Source organism: Acinetobacter lwoffii, from assembly GCF_024129435.1.
Lineage (GTDB): Bacteria > Pseudomonadota > Gammaproteobacteria > Pseudomonadales > Moraxellaceae > Acinetobacter > Acinetobacter lwoffii_F.
In genome coordinates, this window is the sequence record NZ_JAMXXN010000001.1 from 228,654 (window position 1) to 255,440 (window position 26,787).

The following is a 26,787-nucleotide window of genomic DNA, read 5'->3' on the forward strand; positions in this document are numbered from 1 at the left end:
TTTCATTTTAAGGGATCAATATTCTATGGATAGAATGATGCAGCCAATTAAAGATTATCTGTTTGCTGATCAGCACAATTATCAGGGTAATGTCGATGAGCGTTTTAGCGATCTTGCCCGTCAGTTTAGCCGTTTGCAGGATGCGCGTACCGAACAGGGTGGTGCTGCACTGGTAGTGTATTTTGAGGGACAAAAGGTCGTCGATATTTATACCGGTAAAAAGTCTTTAACTGAAAACTGGCAACCCGATACCATGTCACTGTGTTATTCCACTGGCAAAGGTGTGCTGGCGACTTTGGCGCACATTCTGGTGAGTCAAGGTTATCTGGATTATGACCGACCGGTTGCAGAATACTGGCCTGAATTTGCGCAAAAGGGTAAAGAAAATATTACTCTGGCGCATATGCTCAGTCATCAAAGTGGATTGTTTGATATCCGTAATATCATTGATGATGCCACTGAAATGGCCGACTGGTCGCATATGCTGGACCGGATTGCGGGGGCTGAACCACGATTCCAGGTTGCAACAGATGCAGCTTATCAACCTTTGACTTTTGGTTGGCAGGTCGGTGGGGCATTAGAAAAAGCGACTGGTAAAAAACTGGGTGCACTGATGCAGGAATATCTGGTACAGCCACTACAGTTAAATGGCGCTTATTTTAGCGTACCGACGAATGAGTTAGCTCGGGTAGCGCTGCCCATTTTAAAGCCTAAAGCAGCCAAGTCTCAAACACAGACTGCGAAAAAAACTACACCAAGAAAGCCGAACCTGATGGAGCGAGCCTTGGTCTTTAGCGGGCAGGATCCTCAGGATTTTCAGGATGCCATGATTCCCAAAGGCATGAAGAAATTTAGTTTCTTTAGTGAACGGGGGCTACAAGCGATTATTCCCTCCGCCAATGGTGTCTTTACTGCAGAGAGTCTGGCAAAAATCTATACCATGCTGGCGAATCATGGTGAATGGCAAGGTCAGCAACTGATTTCGCCTGAGGTGTTCCAGCGACTTAGTCAGATGCAATACAAAACACGAGATCGGGTCATGCCTTTACCGATGCACTGGCGTTTGGGTTATCACCGTGTTCTCACTTTAGGAAAAGCCTCTAAAGGTTTTGGTCATATGGGGTTTAATGGCTCTGGTGCCTGGTGCGATCCTGAGCGGAATTTAAGTTTTGCCTATACCCATAATTTCCCGACAGGTTCATTAACCGGAGATTATCGTCTTTGGGGCCTGACGCAGGAAACATTGCGCTGTGCGGATGCGGTACTGACCGGCCGCAAAGGCTGGCGCTAGTTATCCCTGATTTGGGAGTTTAGCCCATCAGACAAATATGTTATTTTGTCGCGCAGTCCATGGCTATGGTGTGAAGTAATGAAAAAAGTGCTGGTGATTCCACTGGTCGCAAGCAGTGCGTTGTTCGGATGTCAGGAGCCGAATCAGCCGGCTGCAAAAACGGTGATGGAAGCCAAAGCTCAGATTCCTGCCTGGGTCGGGAATTATCAAGGTACAACGCCATGTATGGGATGCTTTTCAAGTTGTGAAGACTGTCCAGGCATGGCAGTGGCCTTGACTTTGAATGAAGATCAGACCTTTACTTTACAGCGTGAAAGTTTAAGTGGTCATAATGAAATTGAAACGATGAGCGGGAATATTCGGTTTCAGGATGAATCACAACAAAAGATTGAATTGCTGAATGTCGATACCCGGAATCTACTCTATGTCGATCTGAAAAAGCATGTTCTGGAAATTCGTGAAGATCAAACAGGCAAACGCTACCAGATGCAAAGTGACTTTATCCTGTTTGAATTGGTCTAATTTTAAAAAAGTATTTGTTTTATATCCCTTTTTCAATGATTTTGATCAAGGGATTTTTATTTTTTATAAACCGACATTCATTTCACTATTTCATAAAAAAACAGTATGCTTAGACCTGTAAAAAGGAGCATACATGTATCAAGTACTTGCGCGAAAATACCGTCCTCGTAATTTCAATGAATTGGTGGGGCAAAACCATGTATCACGTGCTTTAACCAGCGCGCTCGAACGTGGCCGTTTGCATCATGCCTATTTGTTTACAGGAACGCGTGGTGTCGGAAAAACCACGATTGCACGTATTTTGGCGAAGTGCTTGAACTGCGAAACCGGTATTACTTCGACCCCATGTGAAGTGTGTGCAACCTGTACCGCAGTCAATGAAGGTCGTTTTATTGACCTGATTGAAATTGATGCGGCGTCACGCACCAAGGTGGAAGATACACGTGAGTTGCTCGACAATGTGCCTTATGCACCGACTCAAGGTCGCTTTAAAGTCTACCTGATCGATGAAGTGCACATGCTCTCCACGCATTCTTTCAATGCGCTGTTAAAGACGCTGGAAGAACCGCCAGAACATGTCAAATTCCTATTTGCAACCACCGATCCGCAAAAACTACCCATTACCGTAATTTCTCGCTGTCTGCAATTTACTTTGCGTCCATTGGCAGTCGATGAAATTACTGAACATCTAGGCCATATTCTTAGCAAAGAAAGCATTCAGTCTGATCAGGATGCCATCTGGCAGATTGCTGAATCTGCGCAAGGTTCATTACGTGATGCCTTGTCGTTGACCGATCAGGCGATTGCCTATGGTCAAGGAGCGATTCAGCATCAGGATGTCAAAGACATGCTGGGTCTGATTGACCGCACTATTATTTATGACCTGATTCTGGCGATTCACCAGAACCAGAAAGCACGTGTTAGCGAGTTATTATTGCAGTTCCGCCAGCAGGCTCTGGATGTATCGTTGGTGCTCGACCAGCTGATTTCGACATTGCATGAACTGGCTTTATTGCAGTACCTGCCAGATCTGAGCCTGAAATACAGTGCAGAGATCAATCAAAAGATCATGCAATTATCGGCTATAATTTCAGCACAAGACCTGCAACTCTATTATCAGATTGCCTGTAAGGGGCGTGCCGATTTACAGCTTGCAGTTACGCAGGAACAAGGTTTTGAGATGACGGTGCTACGTTTATTGGCTTTCCGTCCCTTACAGCCAAGCGAAATTCCGGTGATGCAGGAGACTGCACCGCAACAGGCAGCAACCAGTACAACACGTCTACAGCAGCCCGTTCAGACACAACTTCAATCTGAGTCCGTAGAAACACAATCATTTGAAGCGGAGCCTGTATTTGATGATTTTTCTCTGGACGATGAGACAGATGAGGAGATTGATTTCGCATCAGCGTCTGAACCTTCTTCGGATGATTTTTTGGATGAAGACGAGCCAACCAGCATCACTGAGCCTGAATCTGTCCAGCCCGTAGTAATTCAGACCACCATTGAAGAAGTGCAGTCTAGTGATCAAATTATTTTTGATCCAAATGATGACAAAGGCTTATTTGGTTTTGATGAAATCGAGAGTACGCCAGAAGCACCTGCTACCAGCAACAGTTCGGATGATTTCCTGCTTGAAGAGTTTATTCCTGCAGATGCTGTCATCCCTACCGAGCCAGCACAAGACAGTATGCCTGCTGATGAGGAATTTAGTCTTGCTGCACCGGAATTGGAACTTTCACAGGATTCGATTGCTCAACCTGCTCTTGAAAACACAGCTCCGGTTCAGCCAGTTGCACAGACAGCTTTGCTGGAAGATATTTCCCAAGATGTAAATACGCAGAATCTGATGCCACAGGATATTTTAAAAATACCTGAGCAAACCTTAGAAGGCGAGTGGAGCGTAGAAAAATGGGAATACTGGTTCCGTAATAGCCAGCTTTCTCCGGCAGTACAGGAACTGGCGCAGTATGGCGTCATGACTGGCCAGATGAATGGCGAATCCGTTTTCCATATTCCTGAACAGTACCAGCAGTTGTTGACCCAGTTGCAACATCATCTGGAAGCTGCTTTGCAACAGCAATGGCCGCAAACCAATTTCCAGGTGAAATTTGAAAATGTGGATCAGTTAACGCCCTATACCATGCAGCATCAGCGTAAGGTACGTGCCTTTAAACGTGCCGAAGAACTGTTACATGTTGAACCGGCAGTACGCGATCTGTTACAGCAGTTTGATGGTGAACTGCAAAATATTCAGCTGAAATAGGCTGGATGTTAAGTCACAACAAATCGAGATAAAGCATCCCGCATTTCGACTGGAATCGGGGTGCTTTTTCGTGTTTCACGGTCAACAAATACATGGACAAAATTGCCTTGCGCAGCGGCTGTATCTGAGTTGCGTTTAAAAATAGCCAGATCATAGCTGAGCGATGAATTTCCCATGCTTTCAATGGCCACGCCCACTTCAATAATTTCCGGATAAGACAGTTCCTGATTGAACTGACAGTTGGAGCTGACCACCAGCCCAATCATCGGGGAATATTTAGGATCAAAATCAGCCTCCTGAATCAGTAGAGCATTGGCTGCGGTATCAAAATAACTGTAATAAGTCACATTATTGACATGGCCGTACAGATCATTGTCTGCCCATCGAGTTTGAATGGGCAGGAAAAATGTATAGTGTTCGCGCTGTTTGATGGTGGCTTTCATCACTATTCAGTCCTCAGCTAGATAAGGCTTAGGTGGAAATTGATCTAGGCATAGATCGCCTGATAAATCTGATAAGCATCCTCCACCTTGAGTTCACGTGGATTATTCTGCAACAGCCGGCTTTGTTGCATCGCATCTTCTGCCATGACCTGCAGCATATCTTCCGGAATATTCAACTGATTCAGTTTTAGGGTCAAACCGCTTTGCATCAGATGATTATTAAAATGATCAATAAACAGATCAGTCAGGCCATCATGACAACCTTTACTGTAAGGATCCAGCCAGGTCATCAATTCCGCATAGAGCTGTTTGGCCGCTGGCGCATTAAACTTTAATACTTCAGTTAGAACCAGCGCATTGCTATGCCCATGCGATAGATGAAAATGTCCACCCAGTGGATAAGCCAGCGCATGTACGGCGGCGACTGGTGCATTGGCAAAGGCTTGTCCGGCCAGCATGGAACCGACCAGCATATTTTGACGCGCATCTAAATCATATCCGTCTTGTAGCACGCGCGGCAGATTGGCATTCAGTAATCTTAAAGCCTGTTTGGCCAGCATATCCGAATAAGGGTTTTTCTTGTGTTTTGAGGTATAGGCTTCAATGGCATGTACCATGGCATCAATGCCGGTGGCGGCAGTGATCTGTGCCGGAAGATTCTGGGTAAAGGTTGCATCCAGAATGGCAATATCAGCAAAAAGGATCGGTGCCACAATACCGGTTTTAGTGGTTTCACCTGTGGTGACAATCGAAATCGGCGTCACTTCTGAACCTGTTCCAGCCGTAGTTGGTACCAGAATTAAGGCTAAACGCGGTCCGGTGGCATTATCAACGCCATACAGATCAGACAATGTCTGATGCTGCTCGGGATGTGCCAGAATCGCGATCAGTTTGGCCACATCCATCGAGCTGCCACCACCAAAGCCCAGAACCACATCAATATTTTCCTGTTTTGCAAAAGCCACCGCTTCAAGCACCACTGTATCGGGCGGATCGGCCTGAACATCCGAGTAAATCACATACTCCAGTCCGGCAGATTCAATAATATCCAGAATCGGCAGATGTAATTGCTCCTTCAGCATACCCGGGTCAGTCACCAGCAGAAGACGGCGATAACGGCCATTTTTTAGAATTTTAAATAATTCCTGAATCGTGCCTAGTCCGGCAATGATATTGGGGACGGTTTGAAACTGAAAACGATTCATGGCGATATCCTTGATTTTTTTATTGCAAATACGAGATTATTCTATGATTGTAAGATAGGAATCAGTATATAAATAACTTAACATAAGAATCCTTAAAATAAAGTAGCTCTGAGGTTGTTTATGTCATCCAGAACGCCATACAAGGTGTTATGTGTTTGTTTGGGAAATATTTGCCGCTCTCCCACGGCAGAAGTTGTACTCAGACATTATTGTGATGAACAGCAACTGAATATTGTGGTCGGTTCTGCCGGAACCAGTAATTATCATCCGGGCAAGGCACCGGACTTGCGTAGCCAGAAGCATGCACTAAAACGTGGCTATGACCTTTCAGCACTTCGCGCACGTCAACTCATTCCACACGATTTTATTGATTATGATCTGATTCTGGCGATGGATCTGGAGAATTTATCCAATATCCAGAACATACAGCGTCTGGCAGAAACTCAGTTTGGTCATGTACGTGCACGTGTGGCATTGATGAGTGAGCATGATCAGACCTATCCGAAACAGGCCTTACCGGATCCCTATTATGGCGAAGCGGATGGCTTTGAACGGGTGCTTGATCAGTGTGAGTCCAGCAGCCAGGCCTGGATTGAGATTTTTAAACAGAATTTACACAAGGTTTAAGCGATGCAGATTCAAACCCAGGTTCAACTTAAACCTTTTAATACCTTAAATTTAGAAGCAGTTGCTTCGCACTATGCTCAGATTCAATCAACCGCTGATCTGCTGGCTGCACTGGATTTTGCTGAACAACAGCAACTCAATGTGCTGATCCTGTCAGGCGGTAGCAATATGTTGCTGCCGGAGCAGATTGATGCACTGGTTTTGCATATGGATATTCAGGGCATAGAGATGCTGGATGCTGATGATCAGTCGCAACGTTTACGTGTAGGTGGTGGTCAGGGCTGGCATGACTTCGTGCTCTGGACCACGACACAAAGTTTATATGGCCTACAGAATCTTGCTTTAATTCCGGGTCGGGTCGGTGCATCGCCAGTACAGAATATTGGCGCTTATGGCGTCGAAGTTGGCGAGTTTATCGATTCAGTTGAGGTCTATGACCGTCAGCTGAAACAATTTGCCTCGATTCAGGCAGCAGACTGTCAATTTGCCTACCGGCATAGTATTTTTAAAGATGATCCTAACCGTTATGTGATTACCCATGTGACTTTTAGATTACTTAAACAGCCAGATTTGAAACTGAATTACGGTGACCTGAAGACTGCGGTCGGTGATCAGCTCACAGCAGAAAACTTGCAGCAACAGGTCATTCAGATTCGTCAGAGCAAATTACCTGATCCGCAAGAATTTCCCAACGTGGGTAGCTTTTTTAAAAATCCAGTGGTTGATCAGGCGGTCTTTGACCAAATTGCTGTATCTTTCCCGAATTTACCCCATTACCAACAAGCCAATGCTCAAGTTAAACTAGCAGCGGGCTGGCTGATTGATCAGGCGGGCTGGAAGGGTAAACAGTTGGGGCCTGTCGGCATGTTTCACAAACAGGCATTGGTCTTGGTGAATTATGGTCAAGCCTCTCTCACCGATGTTCGTAAAACGTATCGTGGGGTACAGCAATCAGTTTGGGAAAAATTTAGTCTGATGCTGGAACCTGAACCTGTATTGTTCGATAAAAATGGCTTGATCCGTTCTCATCAGGAAGAGGAATAACATGAAAAACACCCATTGGATGGTACGTTTGCTACAAATTGTCACTGGACTGTTTGTGCTATGCGGCTGTCTACTGGTGTTGGTTTATACGCCTTTTTACTCAAAAATGATCGTCAAGGGCTTAAACCAGTTTGTCTCCTTAGAGCTAAATGAAGTCGCGGCTCAAAGCCAGAAAATGGCTGCACTCAGCGAACATGAAAATCTGGAACCTGGCTCTGATTTGTGGATTGCCCGTCAGGCGTATTTAAAGGTCATGGAACAGGATATCCAGCAAAATAACTCGGCCAACCTCATGTTGATTCAGGCACGTTATAAAGCACTGCAGCAGGTGATTGAAGAATATCAGCGCGAACAGCAGGATCAAAAAGCAGAGCAAAGTCCACCTGCTCAGGTGCCCTTATTGTCCTCACAGGAAGATGCAGAACCAGCCGATCCGACAGCCAATGTCCGGGAATTGCTGGAGTGGGACAGTAGTGAAAATAAGGAACGCATTGAGCAATATATGGAGTTTCTGACGACGCATCCACTTGAGCAGGGTGAAGCCAGTTCGGTACAGGAAACCGATGGAGAGGAAATCCAGCAGGACTTGGCTTTACTACAAGAGCAACAGCAGGCTAAACCGGCGAATAGCTCCCAACCTTATGCCATTGTGGTATTGGGTGGTGGCTTAACCCTAGATGACCAAGGCAAAGAGATCATCGTCAATAACTATACGCGACTACGTCTGGAAACTACGCTGGCAGTAGAGAAACATTATCAGTTGCCGATTGTTCTGAGTGGGGTCGAAGCGCCGTATATGCAGCGCTGGTTAAAAAATCATGGTGTCGATGCCAAATTACTGGAAGATCGCAGCATGAACACCTGTGAAAATACCCGTTTCAGTTCATTATTATTACAAAAGAAAGGTGGAGCGCCTACAGTGATTCTGATTACGGATCGTTATCATATGCCGCGTACCCGCCGTTTATTTGCGTTAAATGGCATACAAACCATTCCGGTAGAAGCGCCGATGCCAACGCCATTGACACGATGGCGTCCAAGTGCACAAAATTATGATCACAGTCGTCGTGCCAATTATGAAATGTTGGCGACCATGCGCGATATGTGGTTTGGATCCAGTGACTGTCGGGAGGTGCCATAATGTCTGATATCCCATTTTTAAATCCCACCATTCTGAAACAGCTGGATTTACCCATTCCGAGTCGGGATGTTACGCCTCAACTCTTGCCACCTTTAAACCTGAATCGTAGTGATGAACCGCCGATTGATCTGCAGTCCTATCGAAAGCTTTATGGTTTTGATTTACTGGACTGCAAACACTGGCAGGGCTATGTACAGATGCCATTATTCAAGTTACATGTACAGGTGTTTGAACCGAATCTGGAAAATACCCGCTTTGACAATATTCAGGGAACCGCTTTTTTGCTGCATGGTTATCTGGAACATAGCGGTATTTATCAGCCGATTGTCAAAGAGCTTTTGGAACAGGGTTTTAGCGTATTGACCTATGACTTGCCGGGACATGGTCTCAGTGATGGTTCACCTGCTAGCATTCAGAATTTTGATCATTATCAGCAGGTCTTGCATGCAGTACATCGCTATGTACAGCACGCTTCACAATTACCGAAACCTTGGGTTGGCATCGGCCAGAGTACCGGTGGTGCGATCTGGATGCACCATTTACTGGAATTTGCAGAACGTCGTGAAAATCCTTTTGTCGAGCGGGTCTTGCTATTATCACCATTGATTCGTCCCGCCAAAACTGCTTGGTGGCATAATTCGGTCGGGCTTGGCATTATTAGCCGAATCAAACGTGAAGTTCCCCGGCATTTTAGACGCAATAACCATAATCCGGAGTTTCTGCGTTTTATCCGGCTTAAAGATCCATTACAACCGCGAATGATGGGCATGGACTGGATTCTGGCGATGTCACGCTGGATGCTGGAAATGGAAGCGCGTCCGGCTTGTCGTATTCCAGTCTGGCTGGCACAGGGTGCACAGGATCAGACTGTTGATTGGCGTTATAATATCGAATTTATCCGGCGTAAATTCCGGCTCCAGACTTTACTGATGCTGGAAGAAGGTTCGCATCAGTTAATCAATGAACGTGCTGATATTCGCGCTGCATTGACGGGTTTGATTCCAGCCTTTCTGCATGCACATGGCAGCAAAACTTATTATTAATAGATTGAAAATTGGATATTTAAAAAGGCGTTTATTAAAACGCCTTTTTTGATTTTAACTGCATCAAATTAAAATTTTTCTAATTGGGCCAAATTCCACATCCTGAAGTAGAAGTTCTCCTCATCCTTATTTTCACAGGTCAATAATTCGCCTTCTTTGAGCCAGAAATGGATCTGCGCAAAGTTCTTTATTTCGTGATTATTAACACGTTGTGCCAGATGATGTGCCTTAATAGCGGAAGGGTGTTTTAGACCAGCGGAAGCAATCAGTTCAGACAGAGCATGTAAGGTGTTTTTATGAAAATGAAACACCCGTTCCGCCTTGGTCGGCACGTGTAAGGCTTTCTGGCGATCTTTGTCTTGGGTGGTGACTCCGACAGGGCACTGATTGGTATGACAACTTTGTGCCTGAATACAGCCCACTGCAAACATAAAACCACGGGCAGAGTTCACCCAATCCGCACCAATGGCAAGCGTACTGGCAATATCGAATGCACTAATTATTTTACCACTTGCACCAATTTTGATCTTATCTCTCAATCCTGCACCAACCAGGGTATTGTGTACAAACAGCAAACCTTCTCTTAAAGGGGCGCCAACATAGTCAATTAATTCAATGGGTGCAGCTCCGGTTCCACCTTCAGAGCCATCAACCACAATAAAATCCGGATAAATCTGGGTATGTAACATGGCTTTGACCATGCTCATAAACTGCCACGGCTGGCCCAGACATAGCTTAAATCCGACCGGTTTTCCGTTGGAAAGTTCACGTAATTTTTGTATGAAATGCATCATTTCAATCGGTGTGCTAAATGCCGGATGACTCGAAGGTGAAACACAATCATGATCACGGCTGATGCCTCGAATTTGGGCAATTTCTTCCGAAATTTTACTTTTAGGTAAAATACCGCCGTGGCCAGGTTTTGCGCCTTGCGAAAGCTTGATTTCAATCATCTTCACTTGGGGTAATTTGGCTTGTGCAGCAAAACGTTCCGGATCAAATTGCCCATCTAAAGTACGGCAGCCAAAATAACCACTGCCAATTTCCCAGACCAGATCACCGCCATATTCCAGATGGTAGGGGCTGATACTGCCTTCGCCTGTATCATGGAAAAAATCACCTTTTTTAGCGCCGAGATTAAGGGCTCTTATTGCATTTGCACTCATGCTGCCAAAGCTCATGGCTGAAATATTTAAAATAGAAGTTGAAAAGGGCTGGGTACATTGCTCATTTCCAATTAGGATGCGAAAAGTCTGCGGATCGGCAACTTTGCAGGGCGTGATGGAATGACTAACAAAACGGTAATTATCTTCATAGACATTCAGGATCGAGCCGAAAGGTTTATCAGAATTTTCATTTTTTGCCCGCTGATACACCAGACTGCGCTGCATACGGGAAAAAGGCAGTGCGTCCCGGTCGGCTTCAATAAAATACTGACGAATCTCGGGACGGAATTCCTCAAAGATAAAGCGGAAATGTCCCATAATGGGATAATTTTTCAGAATGGAATGCTTATTTTGTAGTACATCATACAAACCCAGCAAACTCAGCAGAATGCTCAGGATCCATAGGGTATTCACTAACGTTTGCGGCATAAAATAATAGATATAACGCGGTGAATAACCGATATGAAATGTAGTAAAAATCACTGCAATCAGAATGCAGGCAAACCAGACCGAATGGCGGGAAAAGAAAGTATTGAGCAGCTTGTGACGTACTAATTGAGCAGGGTTAGCCATTGTAAAATTAAGTCCCTATTTCTACTTCTATAGGGCTTTATGATGTGCAGAGCGAGGTATCTTATACAAGCAGAGAATTGTTATTCGATTTTATAAACTTGCCGAAAATGCTATTAAGCCAGACAATGAATCGGCAGCGATTACAGATAAATTTTACGGAAAAAGTTCTATAGAAAAAATCTGCAAAAGACATGCATTCTATTTATTTCACAAGTAAGGCGGATGACTTTATAGTCGGTTTATTCACTACATAGGAGTCTTAAACCATGACCAAAAAATCCATTCGCTTTAATGATGCTGAACTGGCTTGCTCATGTCTCAGTCATTTTTAAATATTGATGTTTCATCTAGGCTGCATTTCGGGGTGTTAAAGAAAAGCAGCCTGGCACAGCGGCAGATCACCACAACAAGAACAAAAATATAAGCATAATTCTCCAGTCCCCAATTTGGGGATTTTTTTATTCCGGAATACATAAAAGAATCTGGATGAAGCCTGTGTGGTTAAGGGTTTTCCTCATCCAGTTGATCGACTGCATTGGCTACAATACTCGGTTCAATATGTTTAATCTTTTTACCAAAGCTGCGTAACCACCAGACCAGTTGTGAAGTAAATGGCACGGTAGAAATGATCAGCGACATACCATTGTCCATTTTTTCAATCTTCTGGTCTTTGCTGAGCTGGCTTTCCTCAAAGTAATGCGCATCCGATTCTGACATGCTGAGTTTAAGCGTGACATTTTCGGTAGGATGGTTAAAGTCCACCCGGAAGCCCAGCGCACCAGAATCAATATACTCATCAATATCGAAATTGACCGGATGCAAGGCACGTGAATTCAGCACGACGGCCGATTTAAAGCGGTGCAGGGCAAAGGTCTGGATATCGGACTTGTCATGACGGGTACACACCAGATAGATGATTGACCCTTTTTGTACCAATGCCAGAGGATTGAGAATATAGGTTTTTTCTTCGCTATTATGACCGCGGCCCTGATACACACATTCCAGCTGTTTGTCCTGTAACAGACCTTCATACACCGCTTGCTGCGCGGCCTTATCTACCACAGGTGGAATCAGGGGTTGGGTGGCCGGAACAATGCGTACGCGGTTAATCCATTGCCGGACATTGTTCTGGGAAGAAAGACTGCGTCGTGCCAGATCAAACCACGGATTCATTTCCTCGATAAGGCTCGGTGGCAGCAGATGTTTTAAATGTTCTTCGACCATCATGAAAGTGACCGCTTGCGAGCTGGTCATATGCGGCAAACTTTGCAGCGGCGCATCTGAACGCCAACGCCAGCCTTGCGGCGTGGTTTTACTGCTTTCAATTGGAAAGCGTTGCGCAATCTGATTCAGGTCACGCTGAATGGTACGTAGACTGATATCAATGCCTTCGCGATTCAGGATTTCCTGTAATTCACGTGTTCCCATCCATTTGCCGGTAGAAAGACGCGACAAAATTTGCCATTGGCGATACAGACTGTTTGAAGTTTCTTTTTCTTGTGCTGACATAATTTATTTTGCTGGCAATAAAGAATAGGGGATTTAGGCTTAGCTTAACACAATAAAAAAACTCTCATTTTTTCGCAAGTCCCTCTGTGCAACATTTGTCCTACAATTCTAAAACAACTTGGTCGAAAATAGCATTGAGTTCATTGGGCATTTATTAGATTAATGGTAATTGAAATGCAGATGTCATGGCATGGATATTGCTTTGATTTAATTATAATAGATGATAATACGGGGGGTTGTATGCTTAAAGGAAATCAGGATACAAATGTGATTGAAACAATTGATAAATTTAGTTCCCAGAATATTGGAAAAAATTTTATAGACACTAAAACTACAGCGGTATCTACTACAACAAACCCACAACTTTTACTGCAGCAGTTATCTTCAAAGTTCTTTAATGAAATGCAGGATGAACATGTGCTGTCCAGTCAGGCAGGTCAAAGACTGGAAGAATGGTTATCTCAACATACGCTGGATGAACTCAATGCACTGAATCAGGTAGCAAAAGAACATTTTTTAAATCACGGTATTACCTTTACCGTTTATGGCGATGAAGAAGGCGTAGAACGCACTATTCCCTACGATATCATTCCGCGAGTCATAGACCGGAAACAGTGGAATATGGTGGCTTTAGGCTCGGCACAACGGGTACGGGCGCTAAATTTATTCTTACATGATATTTATCATCAACAGGACATTTTAAAAGCCAATATCATTCCTGAGTTGCAGATTTTAACTCATGAAGCCTATCAGCCGCATATGTATCAACATAGCTTGAAAGGCGGGATTTATAGCCAGATTAGCGGGATCGATGTGATCCGTGATTCCAAGGGCGAGTTTTATGTCTTAGAAGATAATCTCAGAACGCCATCTGGCGTGTCTTATATGCTGGAATGCCGCAAGATCAGTGAAAAACTGATGCCGAAAGTATTCGAGCAGTCCAAGATTGCCGGAATCGAGCAATATCCACAATTATTAAAAGAAATCCTGATCGAAAATGCTTATGTCGACAAGCCATTTGTGGTGGTACTGACCCCAGGACGTTTTAATAGTGCTTACTATGAACATTCTTTCCTTGCAAGAGAGATGGATGTGCCATTAGTAACATCACGTGACCTTTTTGTTGATGACTCGAAGGTTTATGTAAAAACCATACGTGGTCGCCAACGAGTCGATGTTATTTATAGACGGGTCGATGATGCGTTTCTTGATCCCTTATGCTTTAAACCGGATAGCACTTTGGGTGTGGCTGGCTTGATGTCAGCTTATTTGCAAAATAATGTTGTGATTGCCAATGCACCGGGAACCGGTGTGGCAGATGACAAATCGGTTTATCCATATGTCGACAAAATGATTCATTTTTATTTGGGCGAGCAGCCAATTCTAAAAAATGTTCCGACTTATCAATGTCGTAATTCTGAAGAATTAGACTATGTCGTGGCTCATCTGGATCAACTGGTGGTGAAAGAAGCGCAGGGTTCGGGCGGTTATGGCATGCTCATTGGACCACAAGCGTCTAAACAGCAAATTGAAACTTTCAGGGAGAAAATTTTAGCTGCGCCGCATTTATATATTGCGCAGCCAACTTTGGACTTATCGGTTAGTCCGACTTTGACCAATTTTGGTATTGCTGAACGTCATATCGACTTACGCCCATTTGTATTAAGTTCGCCTTATCGTACTGAAATCGTACAGGGTGGCTTGACACGTGTGGCGATGCAGCCCGGCTCACTGGTGGTGAATTCATCACAGGGTGGCGGTATCAAAGATACCTGGGTAGTCGACAATTTACATTCATAAGATTCCAAAGAAGGAAAATGTCATGGTTTTGCTGAATAGCAATGCACAACATATTTTTTGGTTAGGGCGTTATTTATCTCGCACTCATTTTTTATGTGCGCGCTTTCCATTTTTAGAAGACGAAGCGGCAGTAGCGTATGCCCATGCCTTTTGTTTACCTGCTTTTGATGCCAGTTCCCTAAATGAGCTGGTACTTGATCCTACGCAAGTGGCGTCTTTTAGCCAGCAGTTTAAAGTAGCTAAAGACAATATTCAGGAATTACGCGGGGTGCTGTCTGCTTCAGGCTATGCGGAACTGATGAAATTGATCAAAACCGCAGACAAAAATGCTGGTTATATCTGTGAAGTGGTGACGGAATGTGAAGATATTCTGGAAGCCGAATCTTCCGATATTTTTCTGTTTTTTAGTCTAGGGCAATGTGTCGAACAGCTCGATCATCAGTTACGTCTGGGTGAAGAAACCAGTACTACACTCTGCAAGATTGATTATGTGGTCAGAATTTTGGTAGAGATGGGCTGGAATGATCTGGAACAGTACTGGGAGCAGTTGCGTACAGAACCGAACCGGATTCAGTTTTACCAGTTTAGCGACCATATTCATCAACTGTTTGAGGCAGATGTATGAAATTGATGGTGAATCACCAAACGCATTATATGTACACGGCCGAGGTGAGGAACAGTATTCAGTACATTAAAATGATGCCTTCGAGCAATGCGCATCAGCGGGTGCATTCCTGGGATATTAGTGTGCCGGGTAATAAAGAAATCCGGAAAGATGCATTTCATAATCTGTGGATGACCTGTAGCCAGCGGGAGCCTTATTATTCCCTGACTATCATGGCGCAAGGGATTGTTGAACTGAATCCTGCGCATCAGAGTGGACTGAATGATTCAATCAATCCCAATCTTTTTCTACAGCCGACCGAATCGACACAATGTAATGCAGCAATGAAAGACTTTGCACAACGTCATGTTCCTGCATTAACCCGTCAGCATTTGATTGGACTGGCACAGGCCTTGCTGGAGCATGTGCCTTATATTTCCAACAGTACTTCAGTGCAAGGCTCTGCAATAGATGCCTTTGAGTCCAGACAGGGCGTCTGTCAGGACCATAGTCATATTTTTATTGCCATGTGCAAATATCTAGGTTTGCCTGCACGCTATGTTTCTGGTTATTTATATGCACAAAATGCTTCGCATCTGGCCAGTCACGCTTGGGCAGAGGTGTTTGTAGACCAGACATGGTATTGTTTTGATGTCAGTAATCTGGTGTTTACTCCAAGTTCGCATATTTATGTGGCGATTGGACGGGATTATTGGGATGTGGCACCGGTACGCGGTGTCAGAGAAAAAGGCGGTGTAGAATCCATGCATTCCATCGTTCAAGTGCTAGGATGTTAATAAGGACGAATAAATGACGTATTGTTGTGCACTACGTTTAGAGCAAGGTATGCTTTTTATCAGTGATACCCGGACCAATGCCGGAGTAGATCACATTTCTGTATTTCGAAAGTTGTATACCTTTGGTATTCCTGGGGAACGTATGATCGTCATACAGGCATCCGGAAATCTGGCAACAACACAAGCCGTAATTGGACATATTAAAAATCAGCTCGAACTGAAGCAGGAACCCAATATCTTGAGTCTGCACACCATGTTTGATGTCGCTGAGCTGGTTGGAAGTATGCTGAAAAAAGTGATTGCGAATGTTACGAGCGATATTTCGGAACAAAGCAATTACTATTGCAATCTGCTGGTCGGGGGGCAACTTAAAGATCAGGATATGCAGCTTTATCATGTTTATCCGCAAGGGAACTTTATCTGTGCCACACGCGATACGCCGTATTTCCAGATTGGCGAAAGTAAATATGGCAAGCCAATCTTGGATCGTGCGCTGACTTATGATATGCCGCTGGATGAAGCTTTGCGCTGTTCCCTGATTTCATTTGCATCGACCCTACGTTCCAATGTATCGGTCGGCATGCCCCTCGATGTGCTGGTCTATAAAAAAGACAGTCTGATCATGCCAAGAGGCAAGCGTATTGCCGAAGATGATGAGTATTTCACGTCAATCAGCCGGCAATGGTCAGAGACCTTAAAAAAAGGACTGGCAGAACTTCCGGTTCCCTCTAATGAGTATTTCTTATAAAAACCTACCGTGGTTCAGGCTTTTCGCGTACAGTGTTAACTTCTATGCAGTCCAGCATAATAAAAATAGAGAAGTTAGCGCATGTACCAATTTTGTTACGCCAGTAAAAGTACTTCTCCCAAAACTGATTTGCTTGAAGATTTAGCGAATATTTTGAAAGAAGCCCGTGATTTTAATTACCAGCATCAAGTGACAGGTGTACTTTATTTCGCAGATGGTCATTTTTTTCAATGTCTGGAAGGTGAATGTCCCACTTTAAAAAGTCTGCTGGTGGAGCGACTGAATAAAGATCCTCGCCATCAGGACATTAAACTATTTGAAACCAAGGAAATTGAATATCCAAGTTTCCCGGACTGGTCCATGAAATATATTTCCAAACGCAGTCAGATCCAGCAATTCTGTCGGGAAATGGGATTTGATGACTTTAATCCTTTTGCCTTTCAGCAAAGCCATGTCGATGCATTATTAATGCAATTATGCATAGAGCAGGGCGAAGAACAAAAGTCAGCCTAAAGAAAAAGCCCAACATAAGTTGGGCTTTTTTTATTTTGAGAACTAGATCAGACTACTTGGCGTAGTGGACGATTGCTGAGCCTGCATAATAGTTCATAACCAATCGTGCCATTGGCTGTCGCTACATCATCCACCAGACGGGTTTTACCCCAAAGTTCGACTTCTGTGCCCAATTGCACTTCTAGTCCTGTCACATCAATGGCAATCATATCCATCGCTACGCGGCCGATCACACGAGTTTGCTGGCCATTAATTGCGACATAGTTCTGTTTAGGGAAAGCGCGAGGATAACCATCACCATAGCCAATCGAAACAATCGCTAGCGTCATGTCCTGATTTGCGGTAAATGTCGAACCATAACCGACATGCTCACCTGCTTGAATATCATTCAAGGCAATAATTTCAGCTGTAAACGTCATGACCGGCTTTAAGTCCAGATCATGCACATCCCGGTCTGAAAAGGGCGTCGCACCGTAGAGCATGATCCCTGGACGCACATAGTCAAAATGCAATTCTGGATATTTATAGATTGCAGCCGAGTTACAGCAAGAGGCTAAAAGTGGGGCGCAGTCATTTTTAATTTCCAGGAATTGACGGATTTGTTCATCATTCAGTGGATGCTCGGCATCGGCATTAGCGAAGTGCATGGCAAGTACACAAGTAAAGCCTTCTGCTTTCAACTGATTGATCACGGTTTTAATCACATCAATCTTAAAACCTAGGCGGTTCATGCCGCTATTCAGTTTGACCCAGACTTTTAGACCTTTGGCGATATAGGCATCTTTATGTGCAATTAACCAGTCGACTTGAGCCTGTTGATGCACAATGACTTCAATATTTTGTTCGATTACGATTGGCATTTCATCTGCAGAAAAAACACCTTCGATAAGCGTGATCGGCTGTAGATAGCCTAATTCACGAATTTCTAAGGCTTCTTGCAGGCAGGCGACACCAAAGGCATCGGTTTCGCTTAAGGCTGCTAAGCAGTCTTTAACTCCGTGTCCATAAGCATTGGCTTTCACCATGCTGACGATTTTCGCGGTTGGGGCAAGTTGTTTGACACGGTTTAAATTATATTGCAGCGCAGCGCTGTCAATATAAACTGTAGCTTGACGCACCCTAAATTACTCCTAGAGGGACGATGGAAATGTGATGACGAGAGCCTGATTACTCTTCGTCATCATACTGAGCATAGAACTCAGGTGAGAGATTACTAAAGCGGGTATATTGACCTTCGAATGCCAGACGCACGGTACCAATCGGGCCATTACGTTGTTTACCGATAATAATTTCGGCGGTGCCAGCTTCCTTGGATTCCTTGTTATAAACCTCATCCCGGTAAATAAACATGATCAAGTCGGCATCCTGCTCAATCGCACCGGATTCACGCAAGTCGGACATCACCGGACGTTTGTTTGGACGGTTTTCCAGCGATCGGTTGAGCTGTGACAGGGCAATTACCGGACATTGCATTTCCTTCGCTAAAGCTTTTAAGCTTCGGGAGATTTCCGAGATCTCGCCGACACGGTTATCGCCCATACCGGGTACTTTCATCAGCTGCAAGTAATCGACCATGATACAGCCCAGCTTTCCGCCATGCATTTTGGCAATACGACGCGCACGGGCACGTAATTCTGTTGGTGGTAGCGCAGAAGAATCATCGATATACAGATTTTTTTCTTGTAAATGCACAATGGTACTGGTGACTTTTGACCATTCATCACTGTCCATTTTACCAGAACGTAAATGCCCCTGATGCACGCGACCAAATGAGGAAATCAAACGCATGGCGATCGAGTCGGCGGGCATCTCCATTGAATAGACCAGAGCAGGCAGATTGTTATTGAATAAGACACTTTCGACCAGATTCATGGCAAAGGTGGTTTTACCCATGGATGGACGCGCCGCAACAATAATCAGGTCGCCGGATTGCATGCCGGAAGTTTTGTTATCCAGTTCCACAAAACCAGTGGTTAAACCGGTAATGCTGCCTTCCATTTGCGACAGTTCATTTAATTTATCAAATACGTCCGCGACCACCGAGTTGATCGGCTTAGGCCCTTGCGCTTTGGCATTGTTATTATGCTGTTCGGCAATCGAGAAAATATTGGTCTCAGCCAGATCCAGAATTTCACTGACAGTACGGCCTTTGGTGTCATAGGCATTTTGTAAAATTTCAGAGCTGACTTTAATCATACTACGCAGGGTAGAGAATTCTTTAATTTTGCCTGCATAAGTTTCCAGGTTATAGAAACTCGATGGCGAATCTGCCATTAACTGCATCAGATATTCTTCGCCACCAATTGCATCGAGCAAGTTTTGTTTGATGAGCCAGTCATGCACCAGAACCGCATCATAAGGCGAGTTTTCTTTAGAGAGCTGCTCAATGGCACGGAAGATATATTTGTGTCGGGTGGCATAAAAATCATTTTCGGTCAGCACATCACCGACCTGCTCAAAAGATTCAGCCACAGTCATAAGGGCAGCAAGTACAGCCTGTTCAATTGCTAAATTGTGAGGTGGAGTACGGAACTCCTTGAGATTGCTATTTTCAGTAACAATTTCCGGTTTAGCAGTAGCTACCTTTTTGCTGGCATTCGCCTGTGACATATAAATCCCTGATTTTAAATACAATAGTTAAATATCGTCGGAGATGAATAGCGTTTATTCACTACGAGATGAAATGATACGCGCTCTGATCAAAAATGCGAAGTGCAATTTTTTGTAAACACGAATAATAAAATGAATTTGACAGTGTTGGCTAGATTATATTTTTTAGAGATAAAAAAAGAGCATGCTTTCGCATGCTCTTTTTGAGGCGAGAAATTACTCAGCTACGATAGTAACTAGAACTTCTGCAGTAACATCATGGTGCAATTGGATTGCGATGTTAAATTCGCCAGTGTGACGAAGCGCGCCATTTGGAAGACGTACTTCAGCACGGTCTACTTCTAGACCAGCATTTGTCAACGCGTCAGCGATGTCACGAGTACCGATAGAACCGAATAGTTTACCTTCATCACCAGCTTTCGCAGTGATAACGATGTTCACTTCGTTCAATTGGTCAGCACGTGCTTGAGCAGCAGCCAAGATAGCAGCTTCTTCTTTCTCAAGTTCAGCACGACGAGCTTCAAAAGCAGCAGTGTTTGCTTCAGTTGCAGCAACAGCCTTACCTTGAGGGATAAGGAAGTTACGGCCGTAACCAGCTTTAACTGAAACTTTATCGCCTAGTTTACCTAGGTTTTTAATGCGTTGTAATAAGATAATATCCACAGCTCAACCTCACTTATGATTGTCAGTGTAAGGGATCAAAGACAAGTAGCGAGCTTGTTTGATAGCTAACGCTAATTGACGTTGGTAACGAGCTTTAGTACCTGTAATACGGCTAGGAACAATTTTGCCGTTTTCAGTGATGTACTGTTTTAAAGTGTCGATATCTTTGTAGTCGATGTACGTAACGTTCTCAGCTGTAAAGCGGCAGAACTTGCGACGACGGTAAAAACGTGCCATGTTATGTTCTCCTTAAGCTTCAGCAGAGTCTTGAGCGTGTTGTGCTTCTTCACGTTGAGCTTTACGCGCACGTTTTTCTTCAGCACTTTTCGCCAATAATGACTCTTCAGTGATAGCGTTTTCACGACGGATGATAAGGCTACGAATGATTGCGTCGTTATAACGGAACAATTCTTCAAGCTCATCAAGAGTAGTTTGACCACACTCAACATTCATAAGAATGTAGTGAGCTTTGTGGATCTTGTTGATTGGGTAAGCCAATTGACGACGGCCCCAGTCTTCAAGACGGTGAATTTGACCTTCAGCTTCTTTGATGTGAGTTAGGTAGCGTTCTACCATACCAACTACTTGATCGCTTTGATCAGGGTGTACTAAAAGTACGATTTCGTAATGACGCATTGTCAGCTCCTTACGGTTTGGACAGCCCCAATTTAAGTAAATTGAAGCAAGGAGTCACAACCAAAGTTGTGTCGCAGTGTTTGCGAAGGGGGAATTGTAGTGATCTTTAGGGATAATTTCAACCAAATAAGACATTTTTGCGAAATTATCTCTATAACCAGATCGATCATCAGAACCTGACTTTGGCTTTAAGCAAATTTGGACTGGTTAAATTCAGCACATGTATTGTTGCGAAGATCAAGCTTTACTTATCAGGCCAGAAAATCTAGAAAACTGAAGGATCGGAGTCTGGAACCAGAAAGATTGAATTTTCTAAGCGATCAGGAAGATCGAGGTTTAGCTTTATAAAGCCGAATTTTTGATTCTGCTCTACAACTATTGGAAGTAGGGGATTAAGAGAAATCAAAATAAAAAAAGATAGAGACTAACTCTATCTTTTTAAAAAAACACAATCTGTATAGATGGCGCAGTTGAGGTAAAGCTAAAGATAATACTGATGACAGTAATCAGGATCACCGAGAACAAGAAATATTTCTTTGCCCAAAGTTGATCATTTTCAGCTTTAAATCCAATGACACCGATATACAACCAGTAAATGCACAGTAAGTTTAAAATCACTGCATAAAACCAGTTAGCATAACCAAAGACAAATAATGCATTCATGGTCAGTGTGAATAACACCACATAAACCAGTGATTCAATCTTGGTACGATGAATCGAACGCGCTACAGGCAAAATCGGAATGCCTGCATTTTTGTAATCATCAAAGCGGTAAATCGCAATCGCCCATGAGTGAGGCATTTGCCATAGCGCATAACCTAAAAAGATCAGTAACGCACCGAGGTCAAATTGATTGGCTACTGCGGTATAACCAATGACAGGCGGAGCTGCACCAGAAATACTGCCTACAACAGTTTGATGAATTGTGGTTCGTTTTGTCCATAGGCTGTAGAAACCAACATATACGACAAAACCAATCACCGCGAATAAGAAAGCGTACGCATTTACCCAGAACCATAAAAGACTAAAACCAACGATGCCTAATACCAGAGCAAAGGCCAGGGCAACAGGTTCGGAAATGGTTTTGGTGACCAGAGCACGGTTTTGGGTGCGCTGCATTTTTTGGTCGATGTCCTGGTCAATCACGTTGTTGACCACACATCCTGATGCTACGACAAGCGTAGTACCGAGAAGGGTAATAAGCAGGAGAAGGAAATCTACAGAACCTTGGGTGGCTACGAAGTAGCCACCCAAAGTGGTAACAAAGTTACCGAAGAGAATTCCTGGCTTAGTCAGGAATAAATACTTTTTCAGCATGACGACCAGTTTAGATCATCATGTTGTAGTGTAGGTAATTCATGATCCATACAGAACCCACTAAAAGAATAGCGATAGTTAAGATGGTATACACGAATGCAATCACGTTCCAGCGTTGCTCTGAAGAAGAGTTCATATGCAGGAAGTAAATTAACTGCACAAGAATCTGAGCAACCGCAGTAATCGCGATGACAGTAATCAAGATACCACGGCCAAAACCGCCTGCCATCACCATACCGAATGGAATTACGGTAAGGATGACAGAAAGGATAAAGCCAACAGTATATTGCTTAACGTTACCGTGTGATTCGCCAGCAGCGTTATGATCGTGACTCATTACAGAACTCCCATCAAGTAAACTACGCTGAATACACAGATCCAAACGATGTCAAGGAAGTGCCAGAACAAGCTTAGGCAAGCTAGACGACGCGTGTTTGCAAGAGTCAAACCATATTTCTTGATTTGAACCATAAGCACGATCATCCAGACCAGACCAGAAGTTACGTGAATACCGTGCGTACCTACCAAAGTAAAGAACGCAGATAAGAACGCACTTGTGCTTGGACCGTGACCAGCATGAACTAGGTGATTGAACTCATATAGTTCCATGCCGATGAAGATAGCACCGAATACCCAAGTAATCGCTAACCAAGTCAGTACTTTTGCAACGTCTTTTTTGTATGCAGCAAGAACTGCAAAACCAAAGGTTACAGAAGAGATCAAGAGGGCGAAGGTTTCAGTAAGAACGAAACCTAAAGAGTCGCCAAACAGGTCTCTCGCACTTGGAGTACCCACAGGAATGTGGCTACTCAAAACAGCGAACGCAATGAAGAGTGTGCCGAACAGGACAAGGTCACTCATCAAGTAAGTCCAGAAACCAAAGACGGTGATGTCAGTATCATCGTGATGATGATGCTCATCGTGTCCGTGGTTATCGTGATGAAGTACTTCAGCCATTGTCTTAGTCCTTCTTCAAGTGTTTTTCAAGAATCGCATAGCGTTCGTTTTCAATACGCTCAACTTCAGCAGCTGGAACATAGTAATCCACTTTCTTGGTGAAAGAAGACACGATGAAGCTAATGATAGAAGCAAGGAACGTAACAACTACTAACCACCAGATGTGCCAGATTAAACCGAAGCCCATAACAGTGATGAACATCGCGATAACGAAACCGGCAGCACGGTTAGTTGGCATATGAACATCTTCGTACTTCGTTGGTTTTGCATACGCAACACCATTTTCTTTCTCGATCCAGAAAGTATCAATACCATTGATCTTTGGAAGATGAGCAAAGTTATAGAACGGAGCAGGAGAAGATGTCGCCCATTCAAGGGTACGACCATCCCATGGATCGCCAGTCAAATCCAGACGTTGGTCACGTTGTAAGAAACCAACCACGATTTGCAGAATGAAACATACGATACCAAGCGCAATCAGAACTGCACCGAACATCGCGATATTTACATACGGGTCCCATTCTGGGTTGTCAAATGTATTCAAACGACGTGTCATACCCATGAAACCAAGGATATAAAGTGGCATGAACGCAAAGTAGAAACCGAAGAACCAGAACCAGAACGCTGCTTTACCCCAAGTCTCATTCAGTCTCCAACCGAACATTTTCGGCCAGTAGAAGATGATACCTGCGAACATCGCAAATACTACACCACCAATAATTACGTTATGGAAGTGAGCAATCAGGAATAAAGAGTTATGTACCAGGAAGTCCGCTGGTGGAACCGCCATCAATACACCTGTTAAACCACCGATACCGAAAGTTACCAGGAAGCCTAGTGTCCATAGCATTGGAGTAGTGTAAACAATACGACCCTTGTACATGGTGAATAACCAAGAGAAGATTTTCACACCTGTAGGAATCGCAATAATCATGGTCATGATACCGAAGAACGCGTTAACGTTGGCACCTGCACCCATGGTAAAGAAGTGGTGAACCCATACAACGAATGACAATACTGTGATTGCTACTGTTGCATACACCATTGATTTGTAACCGAACAATGCTTTGCGCGAGAAAGTCGCAACAACTTCAGAGTAAATACCAAATGCTGGTAATACCAAGATATATACTTCCGGGTGACCCCAAGTCCAAATCAAGTTCACGTACAACATCGGGCTACCACCCAAGTCGTTAGTAAAGAAGTGGAAACCGAAGTAACGGTCAAGCGTTAACATTGCAATTGTTGCAGTCAACACTGGGAAAGCCGCAATAATCAATACTGCTGTACATAAAGATGTCCAGGTAAAGATTGGCATTTCCATAAGTTTCATGCCAGGCGCACGCATTTTGATGATGGTAACGAAGAAGTTAACACCCGTTAATAGCGTACCCAGACCTGAAATTTGCAGTGCCCAGATATAGTAGTCCATACCTACGCCTGGAGAGTATTCAATGCCAGACAGTGGAGGGTATGCCATCCAGCCTGTTGCAGCGAACTCACCTAACGCGAGTGACACCATCATTAGACCCGCAGCACCGGCGAATAACCAGAAGCTTAAAGAGTTTAATAATGGAAATGCAACGTCACGTGCACCTATTTGAAGCGGTACAGAGATGTTCATCAAACCAACAACAAGACCCATTGCCACGAAGAAGATCATGATCACGCCATGCGCGGTAAAGATCTGATCGTAATGCTCAGGGTGTAAATAACCTTCGCCGCCACCTTTTGCAAGGAACTGCTGAAGACGCATCATGATCGCATCGGCGAAACCACGCACCAGCATGATGATCGATACGAACAGGTACATGATACCAATTTTTTTATGGTCTACAGATGTGAACCATTCGTTCCACAGGTAGCCCCATTTTTTGAAGTAGGTAATACCGGCAACAACTGCGATACCACCCAAGATCATCATTGCAACAGTTGCCAATACGATTGGATCGTAAGGAATTGCATCTGGACCTAACTTACCTAAGAAGCTCATGTCTTATTCTCCTTGAGAAGCAGTCGCATGTTCACCAGCTACATGAGCTTCAGAAGCAGACGCTTCATGAGCAACAGCATCAGTCGCTGCAGCTTCTACAGGAGCTGAATGGTCAGCACCGTGGTAGTTACTCATATACTTGTGAATCACAGATTCAAACAAACCTTGCTCTACAGAAGAGTAGTAAGTCACAGGATGTGGCTTAGTAGGGTAAGGCTTCATTGCTTCAGCAGCAGCCTTCTCTTCAGGAGTCTTAGCTCTTGCAATAATCGCTTCGATCTGGTGAACACCGCGGTTACCGTCACGTAAGCTTGCAAATTCAGCTTGGTCTAGAACAGTTTTTTGTACTGCATTAGGGTTAACTGAAGTACCGTTTCCTGCCTGAATAGCAGAAACCCATTCGGCAAACTGGGCATCAGTCACAGAATGTGCACGGAAGCGCATTTGTGAGAAGCCGTAACCTGAATAGTTTGAAGAGAAACCACGGTAGCCTTCAGCTGGGCTAGTTTCATCAGCTAATAGGTTGAGGTGAGTTTGCATACCTGCCATTGCATAAATCTGACCACTTAACGCCGGGATGAAGAACGAGTTCATCGTGAAGTTAGAGGTTAAACGAAGGCTTACCGGAGTTTTCTCTGGGAAACGCAATTCGTTAACAGTTGCAATGCCTTGCTCAGGATAGATGAAGATCCATTTAAATTGCTCAGCAATAACTTGAACAGTTAATGGCGCTTTATCTGCTTCAATTGGACGGTATGGGTCATACTTGTGGGAGCCCCACCAAGTTAACCAAGCTAAAATACCAATAATAATGACAGGGATACCCCATACTACAATTTCAATCGCAGTAGAGTGTGTCCATGTAGGTTTATAGTCTGCGTCTTTATTCGATGCACGATATTTCCAACCGAACCATAATGCCATGATGATTGATGGAATAACCACCAAAAGCATTAAGTAAATCGCAGTCATCATCAGGTTACTTTGACCTGCTGCAACTGGACCTTTAGAGTTCAGAAGTACCATATCACCACCACACCCGGTCAAGAGTGCAGTCATCGCAGATAAAGACAATACAGCTAAAATCGTTTGTCTCATTTTACAACCTCGGTGAAGAGTCCCATTCCCTAATTTAATATGGGATAGCGATTAAAGTGCATATGACAAAAAAGGCTGAATTTTACAAAACATCCTATTAATCACAATACACCGCTACGTTGTAGGGCATTATGCCTGAGATTCACGAACTAAGCTATATCTAGGGCGCTTTAAATGCCTGTAATAAAAACCGATTTTGCTGGTCTGGATTGGGGGGATTT

The 26,787-nt window shown here is 44.0% G+C and carries 26 protein-coding genes; 12 read left to right on the top strand and 14 right to left on the bottom strand.

Annotated features, from left to right (window positions below):
* The first annotated feature begins 25 nt into the window (after window positions 1-25).
* The 3 genes from NI455_RS01170 (at window position 26) to dnaX (ending at window position 4,079) form a co-directional block, all read left to right on the top strand.
* Window positions 26-1,291 carry a serine hydrolase domain-containing protein gene (locus NI455_RS01170; RefSeq protein ID WP_253112018.1) on the top strand — a complete coding sequence of 422 codons (1,266 nt, stop codon included), beginning with the start codon at window positions 26-28 and terminating at the stop codon, window positions 1,289-1,291.
* Window positions 1,292-1,369: 78 nt separating this feature from the next.
* Window positions 1,370-1,813: a copper resistance protein NlpE N-terminal domain-containing protein gene (locus NI455_RS01175; protein WP_253112020.1), complete on the top strand. Its 444-nt coding sequence runs from the start codon at window positions 1,370-1,372 to the stop codon at window positions 1,811-1,813.
* A 133-nt stretch (window positions 1,814-1,946) separates the two neighbouring features.
* A complete protein-coding gene (gene dnaX / locus NI455_RS01180) occupies window positions 1,947-4,079 on the top strand; it encodes a DNA polymerase III subunit gamma/tau (RefSeq protein ID WP_253112022.1) in 2,133 nt (710 codons plus the stop codon).
* Window positions 4,080-4,087: 8 nt separating this feature from the next.
* Here dnaX and NI455_RS01185 read toward each other — a convergent pair whose 3' ends face one another.
* Complete coding sequence (locus tag NI455_RS01185; protein ID WP_081401206.1) at window positions 4,088-4,522, bottom strand: acyl-CoA thioesterase; 435 nt, start codon at window positions 4,520-4,522, stop codon at window positions 4,088-4,090.
* Between the two features lie 44 nt (window positions 4,523-4,566).
* Complete coding sequence (locus NI455_RS01190; RefSeq protein ID WP_253100598.1) at window positions 4,567-5,727, bottom strand: iron-containing alcohol dehydrogenase; 1,161 nt, start codon at window positions 5,725-5,727, stop codon at window positions 4,567-4,569.
* A gap of 120 nt (window positions 5,728-5,847) precedes the next feature.
* Between NI455_RS01190 and NI455_RS01195 the strand changes: the two genes are divergently transcribed.
* From NI455_RS01195 to NI455_RS01210, 4 genes are read left to right on the top strand one after another with little or no spacing between them, the layout of a single operon-like run.
* The gene (locus NI455_RS01195; RefSeq protein WP_243474537.1) at window positions 5,848-6,354 is read left to right on the top strand and encodes a low molecular weight protein-tyrosine-phosphatase; all 507 of its coding nucleotides are present in this window, start codon (window positions 5,848-5,850) and stop codon (window positions 6,352-6,354) included.
* A 3-nt stretch (window positions 6,355-6,357) separates the two neighbouring features.
* A complete protein-coding gene (gene murB / locus NI455_RS01200; RefSeq protein ID WP_044108858.1) occupies window positions 6,358-7,398 on the top strand; it encodes a UDP-N-acetylmuramate dehydrogenase in 1,041 nt (346 codons plus the stop codon).
* 1 nt (window position 7,399) lies between these two features.
* Window positions 7,400-8,539, top strand: a complete 1,140-nt coding sequence (locus NI455_RS01205; protein WP_005263276.1) for a YdcF family protein — start codon at window positions 7,400-7,402, stop codon at window positions 8,537-8,539.
* Entirely contained in the window at window positions 8,539-9,582 is a 1,044-nt protein-coding gene (locus NI455_RS01210; RefSeq protein ID WP_253112024.1) for an alpha/beta hydrolase, read from the top strand. Before NI455_RS01205 ends, NI455_RS01210 begins: the two co-directional genes overlap by 1 nt.
* A gap of 68 nt (window positions 9,583-9,650) precedes the next feature.
* On the opposite strand, the gene NI455_RS01215 is transcribed toward NI455_RS01210, so the two are convergent.
* Together NI455_RS01215 and NI455_RS01220 are read right to left on the bottom strand one after the other, a co-directional pair.
* On the bottom strand, window positions 9,651-11,321 hold the full coding sequence (locus tag NI455_RS01215; RefSeq protein WP_253112026.1) for an FMN-binding glutamate synthase family protein: 1,671 nt from the start codon (window positions 11,319-11,321) through the stop codon (window positions 9,651-9,653).
* A 501-nt stretch (window positions 11,322-11,822) separates the two neighbouring features.
* Entirely contained in the window at window positions 11,823-12,830 is a 1,008-nt protein-coding gene (locus tag NI455_RS01220) for a helix-turn-helix transcriptional regulator (protein WP_253112028.1), read from the bottom strand.
* 240 nt (window positions 12,831-13,070) lie between these two features.
* On the opposite strand from NI455_RS01220, the gene NI455_RS01225 reads away from it, so the two are divergent.
* The 5 genes from NI455_RS01225 to NI455_RS01245 all read left to right on the top strand — a co-directional run bounded on the left by NI455_RS01225 (window position 13,071) and on the right by NI455_RS01245 (window position 17,292).
* Complete coding sequence (locus tag NI455_RS01225) at window positions 13,071-14,630, top strand: circularly permuted type 2 ATP-grasp protein (protein WP_004645420.1); 1,560 nt, start codon at window positions 13,071-13,073, stop codon at window positions 14,628-14,630.
* Between the two features lie 22 nt (window positions 14,631-14,652).
* Complete coding sequence (locus tag NI455_RS01230) at window positions 14,653-15,255, top strand: alpha-E domain-containing protein (protein ID WP_004278801.1); 603 nt, start codon at window positions 14,653-14,655, stop codon at window positions 15,253-15,255.
* On the top strand, window positions 15,252-16,031 hold the full coding sequence (locus NI455_RS01235) for a transglutaminase family protein (RefSeq protein ID WP_253112030.1): 780 nt from the start codon (window positions 15,252-15,254) through the stop codon (window positions 16,029-16,031). Before NI455_RS01230 ends, NI455_RS01235 begins: the two co-directional genes overlap by 4 nt.
* 13 nt (window positions 16,032-16,044) lie before the next feature.
* Window positions 16,045-16,779, top strand: a complete 735-nt coding sequence (locus NI455_RS01240) for a proteasome-type protease (RefSeq protein WP_004278798.1) — start codon at window positions 16,045-16,047, stop codon at window positions 16,777-16,779.
* Window positions 16,780-16,860: 81 nt separating this feature from the next.
* Window positions 16,861-17,292 carry a BLUF domain-containing protein gene (locus NI455_RS01245; protein WP_044108864.1) on the top strand — a complete coding sequence of 144 codons (432 nt, stop codon included), beginning with the start codon at window positions 16,861-16,863 and terminating at the stop codon, window positions 17,290-17,292.
* 47 nt (window positions 17,293-17,339) lie between these two features.
* Here NI455_RS01245 and alr read toward each other — a convergent pair whose 3' ends face one another.
* From alr to cyoA, 10 genes are all read right to left on the bottom strand, one after another.
* Entirely contained in the window at window positions 17,340-18,410 is a 1,071-nt protein-coding gene (gene alr / locus NI455_RS01250) for an alanine racemase (RefSeq protein WP_253112032.1), read from the bottom strand.
* Between the two features lie 49 nt (window positions 18,411-18,459).
* Complete coding sequence (gene dnaB / locus NI455_RS01255) at window positions 18,460-19,902, bottom strand: replicative DNA helicase (RefSeq protein ID WP_005247269.1); 1,443 nt, start codon at window positions 19,900-19,902, stop codon at window positions 18,460-18,462.
* Between the two features lie 216 nt (window positions 19,903-20,118).
* Window positions 20,119-20,565 carry a 50S ribosomal protein L9 gene (rplI, locus tag NI455_RS01260; protein WP_004278793.1) on the bottom strand — a complete coding sequence of 149 codons (447 nt, stop codon included), beginning with the start codon at window positions 20,563-20,565 and terminating at the stop codon, window positions 20,119-20,121.
* 9 nt (window positions 20,566-20,574) lie between these two features.
* A complete protein-coding gene (gene rpsR, locus NI455_RS01265) occupies window positions 20,575-20,802 on the bottom strand; it encodes a 30S ribosomal protein S18 (RefSeq protein WP_004278792.1) in 228 nt (75 codons plus the stop codon).
* Between the two features lie 12 nt (window positions 20,803-20,814).
* Window positions 20,815-21,201, bottom strand: a complete 387-nt coding sequence (rpsF, locus tag NI455_RS01270; RefSeq protein WP_004278789.1) for a 30S ribosomal protein S6 — start codon at window positions 21,199-21,201, stop codon at window positions 20,815-20,817.
* Window positions 21,202-21,639: 438 nt separating this feature from the next.
* Window positions 21,640-22,518, bottom strand: coding sequence for a heme o synthase (cyoE, locus tag NI455_RS01275; protein WP_253112034.1), 879 nt, complete (start codon window positions 22,516-22,518; stop codon window positions 21,640-21,642).
* 10 nt (window positions 22,519-22,528) lie between these two features.
* Window positions 22,529-22,855, bottom strand: a complete 327-nt coding sequence (locus NI455_RS01280; RefSeq protein WP_004645410.1) for a cytochrome o ubiquinol oxidase subunit IV — start codon at window positions 22,853-22,855, stop codon at window positions 22,529-22,531.
* Window positions 22,855-23,475: a cytochrome o ubiquinol oxidase subunit III gene (cyoC, locus tag NI455_RS01285; protein ID WP_004278786.1), complete on the bottom strand. Its 621-nt coding sequence runs from the start codon at window positions 23,473-23,475 to the stop codon at window positions 22,855-22,857. The genes NI455_RS01280 and cyoC overlap by 1 nt, the downstream gene beginning before the upstream one ends.
* A 4-nt stretch (window positions 23,476-23,479) precedes the next feature.
* Window positions 23,480-25,468: a cytochrome o ubiquinol oxidase subunit I gene (gene cyoB / locus NI455_RS01290; RefSeq protein ID WP_005252153.1), complete on the bottom strand. Its 1,989-nt coding sequence runs from the start codon at window positions 25,466-25,468 to the stop codon at window positions 23,480-23,482.
* A gap of 3 nt (window positions 25,469-25,471) precedes the next feature.
* Window positions 25,472-26,566 (bottom strand): ubiquinol oxidase subunit II, encoded by a 1,095-nt coding sequence (gene cyoA, locus NI455_RS01295; RefSeq protein ID WP_044108868.1) that lies wholly within the window; start codon window positions 26,564-26,566, stop codon window positions 25,472-25,474.
* Between the last annotated feature and the right edge of the window lie 221 nt (window positions 26,567-26,787).

Excerpts from the sequence above, each read along its gene's own strand:
- NI455_RS01215 (WP_253112026.1), bottom strand. The coding sequence starts at position 11,321 with ATGGCTAACCCTGCTCAATTAGTACGTCACAAGCTGCTCAATACTTTC.
- NI455_RS01205 (WP_005263276.1), top strand. The coding sequence starts at position 7,400 with ATGAAAAACACCCATTGGATGGTACGTTTGCTACAAATTGTCACTGGA.
- NI455_RS01190 (WP_253100598.1), bottom strand. The coding sequence starts at position 5,727 with ATGAATCGTTTTCAGTTTCAAACCGTCCCCAATATCATTGCCGGACTA.
- dnaX (WP_253112022.1), top strand. The coding sequence starts at position 1,947 with ATGTATCAAGTACTTGCGCGAAAATACCGTCCTCGTAATTTCAATGAA.
- cyoA (WP_044108868.1), bottom strand. The coding sequence starts at position 26,566 with ATGAGACAAACGATTTTAGCTGTATTGTCTTTATCTGCGATGACTGCA.
- cyoC (WP_004278786.1), bottom strand. The coding sequence starts at position 23,475 with ATGGCTGAAGTACTTCATCACGATAACCACGGACACGATGAGCATCAT.
- NI455_RS01240 (WP_004278798.1), top strand. The coding sequence starts at position 16,045 with ATGACGTATTGTTGTGCACTACGTTTAGAGCAAGGTATGCTTTTTATC.
- NI455_RS01225 (WP_004645420.1), top strand. The coding sequence starts at position 13,071 with ATGCTTAAAGGAAATCAGGATACAAATGTGATTGAAACAATTGATAAA.
- rpsR (WP_004278792.1), bottom strand. The coding sequence starts at position 20,802 with ATGGCACGTTTTTACCGTCGTCGCAAGTTCTGCCGCTTTACAGCTGAG.
- NI455_RS01220 (WP_253112028.1), bottom strand. The coding sequence starts at position 12,830 with ATGTCAGCACAAGAAAAAGAAACTTCAAACAGTCTGTATCGCCAATGG.
- rpsF (WP_004278789.1), bottom strand. The coding sequence starts at position 21,201 with ATGCGTCATTACGAAATCGTACTTTTAGTACACCCTGATCAAAGCGAT.
- NI455_RS01170 (WP_253112018.1), top strand. The coding sequence starts at position 26 with ATGGATAGAATGATGCAGCCAATTAAAGATTATCTGTTTGCTGATCAG.
- NI455_RS01210 (WP_253112024.1), top strand. The coding sequence starts at position 8,539 with ATGTCTGATATCCCATTTTTAAATCCCACCATTCTGAAACAGCTGGAT.
- cyoB (WP_005252153.1), bottom strand. The coding sequence starts at position 25,468 with ATGAGCTTCTTAGGTAAGTTAGGTCCAGATGCAATTCCTTACGATCCA.
- NI455_RS01175 (WP_253112020.1), top strand. The coding sequence starts at position 1,370 with ATGAAAAAAGTGCTGGTGATTCCACTGGTCGCAAGCAGTGCGTTGTTC.
- NI455_RS01195 (WP_243474537.1), top strand. The coding sequence starts at position 5,848 with ATGTCATCCAGAACGCCATACAAGGTGTTATGTGTTTGTTTGGGAAAT.
- murB (WP_044108858.1), top strand. The coding sequence starts at position 6,358 with ATGCAGATTCAAACCCAGGTTCAACTTAAACCTTTTAATACCTTAAAT.
- NI455_RS01245 (WP_044108864.1), top strand. The coding sequence starts at position 16,861 with ATGTACCAATTTTGTTACGCCAGTAAAAGTACTTCTCCCAAAACTGAT.
- cyoE (WP_253112034.1), bottom strand. The coding sequence starts at position 22,518 with ATGCTGAAAAAGTATTTATTCCTGACTAAGCCAGGAATTCTCTTCGGT.
- NI455_RS01280 (WP_004645410.1), bottom strand. The coding sequence starts at position 22,855 with ATGAGTCACGATCATAACGCTGCTGGCGAATCACACGGTAACGTTAAG.
- dnaB (WP_005247269.1), bottom strand. The coding sequence starts at position 19,902 with ATGTCACAGGCGAATGCCAGCAAAAAGGTAGCTACTGCTAAACCGGAA.
- NI455_RS01230 (WP_004278801.1), top strand. The coding sequence starts at position 14,653 with ATGGTTTTGCTGAATAGCAATGCACAACATATTTTTTGGTTAGGGCGT.
- NI455_RS01235 (WP_253112030.1), top strand. The coding sequence starts at position 15,252 with ATGAAATTGATGGTGAATCACCAAACGCATTATATGTACACGGCCGAG.
- NI455_RS01185 (WP_081401206.1), bottom strand. The coding sequence starts at position 4,522 with ATGAAAGCCACCATCAAACAGCGCGAACACTATACATTTTTCCTGCCC.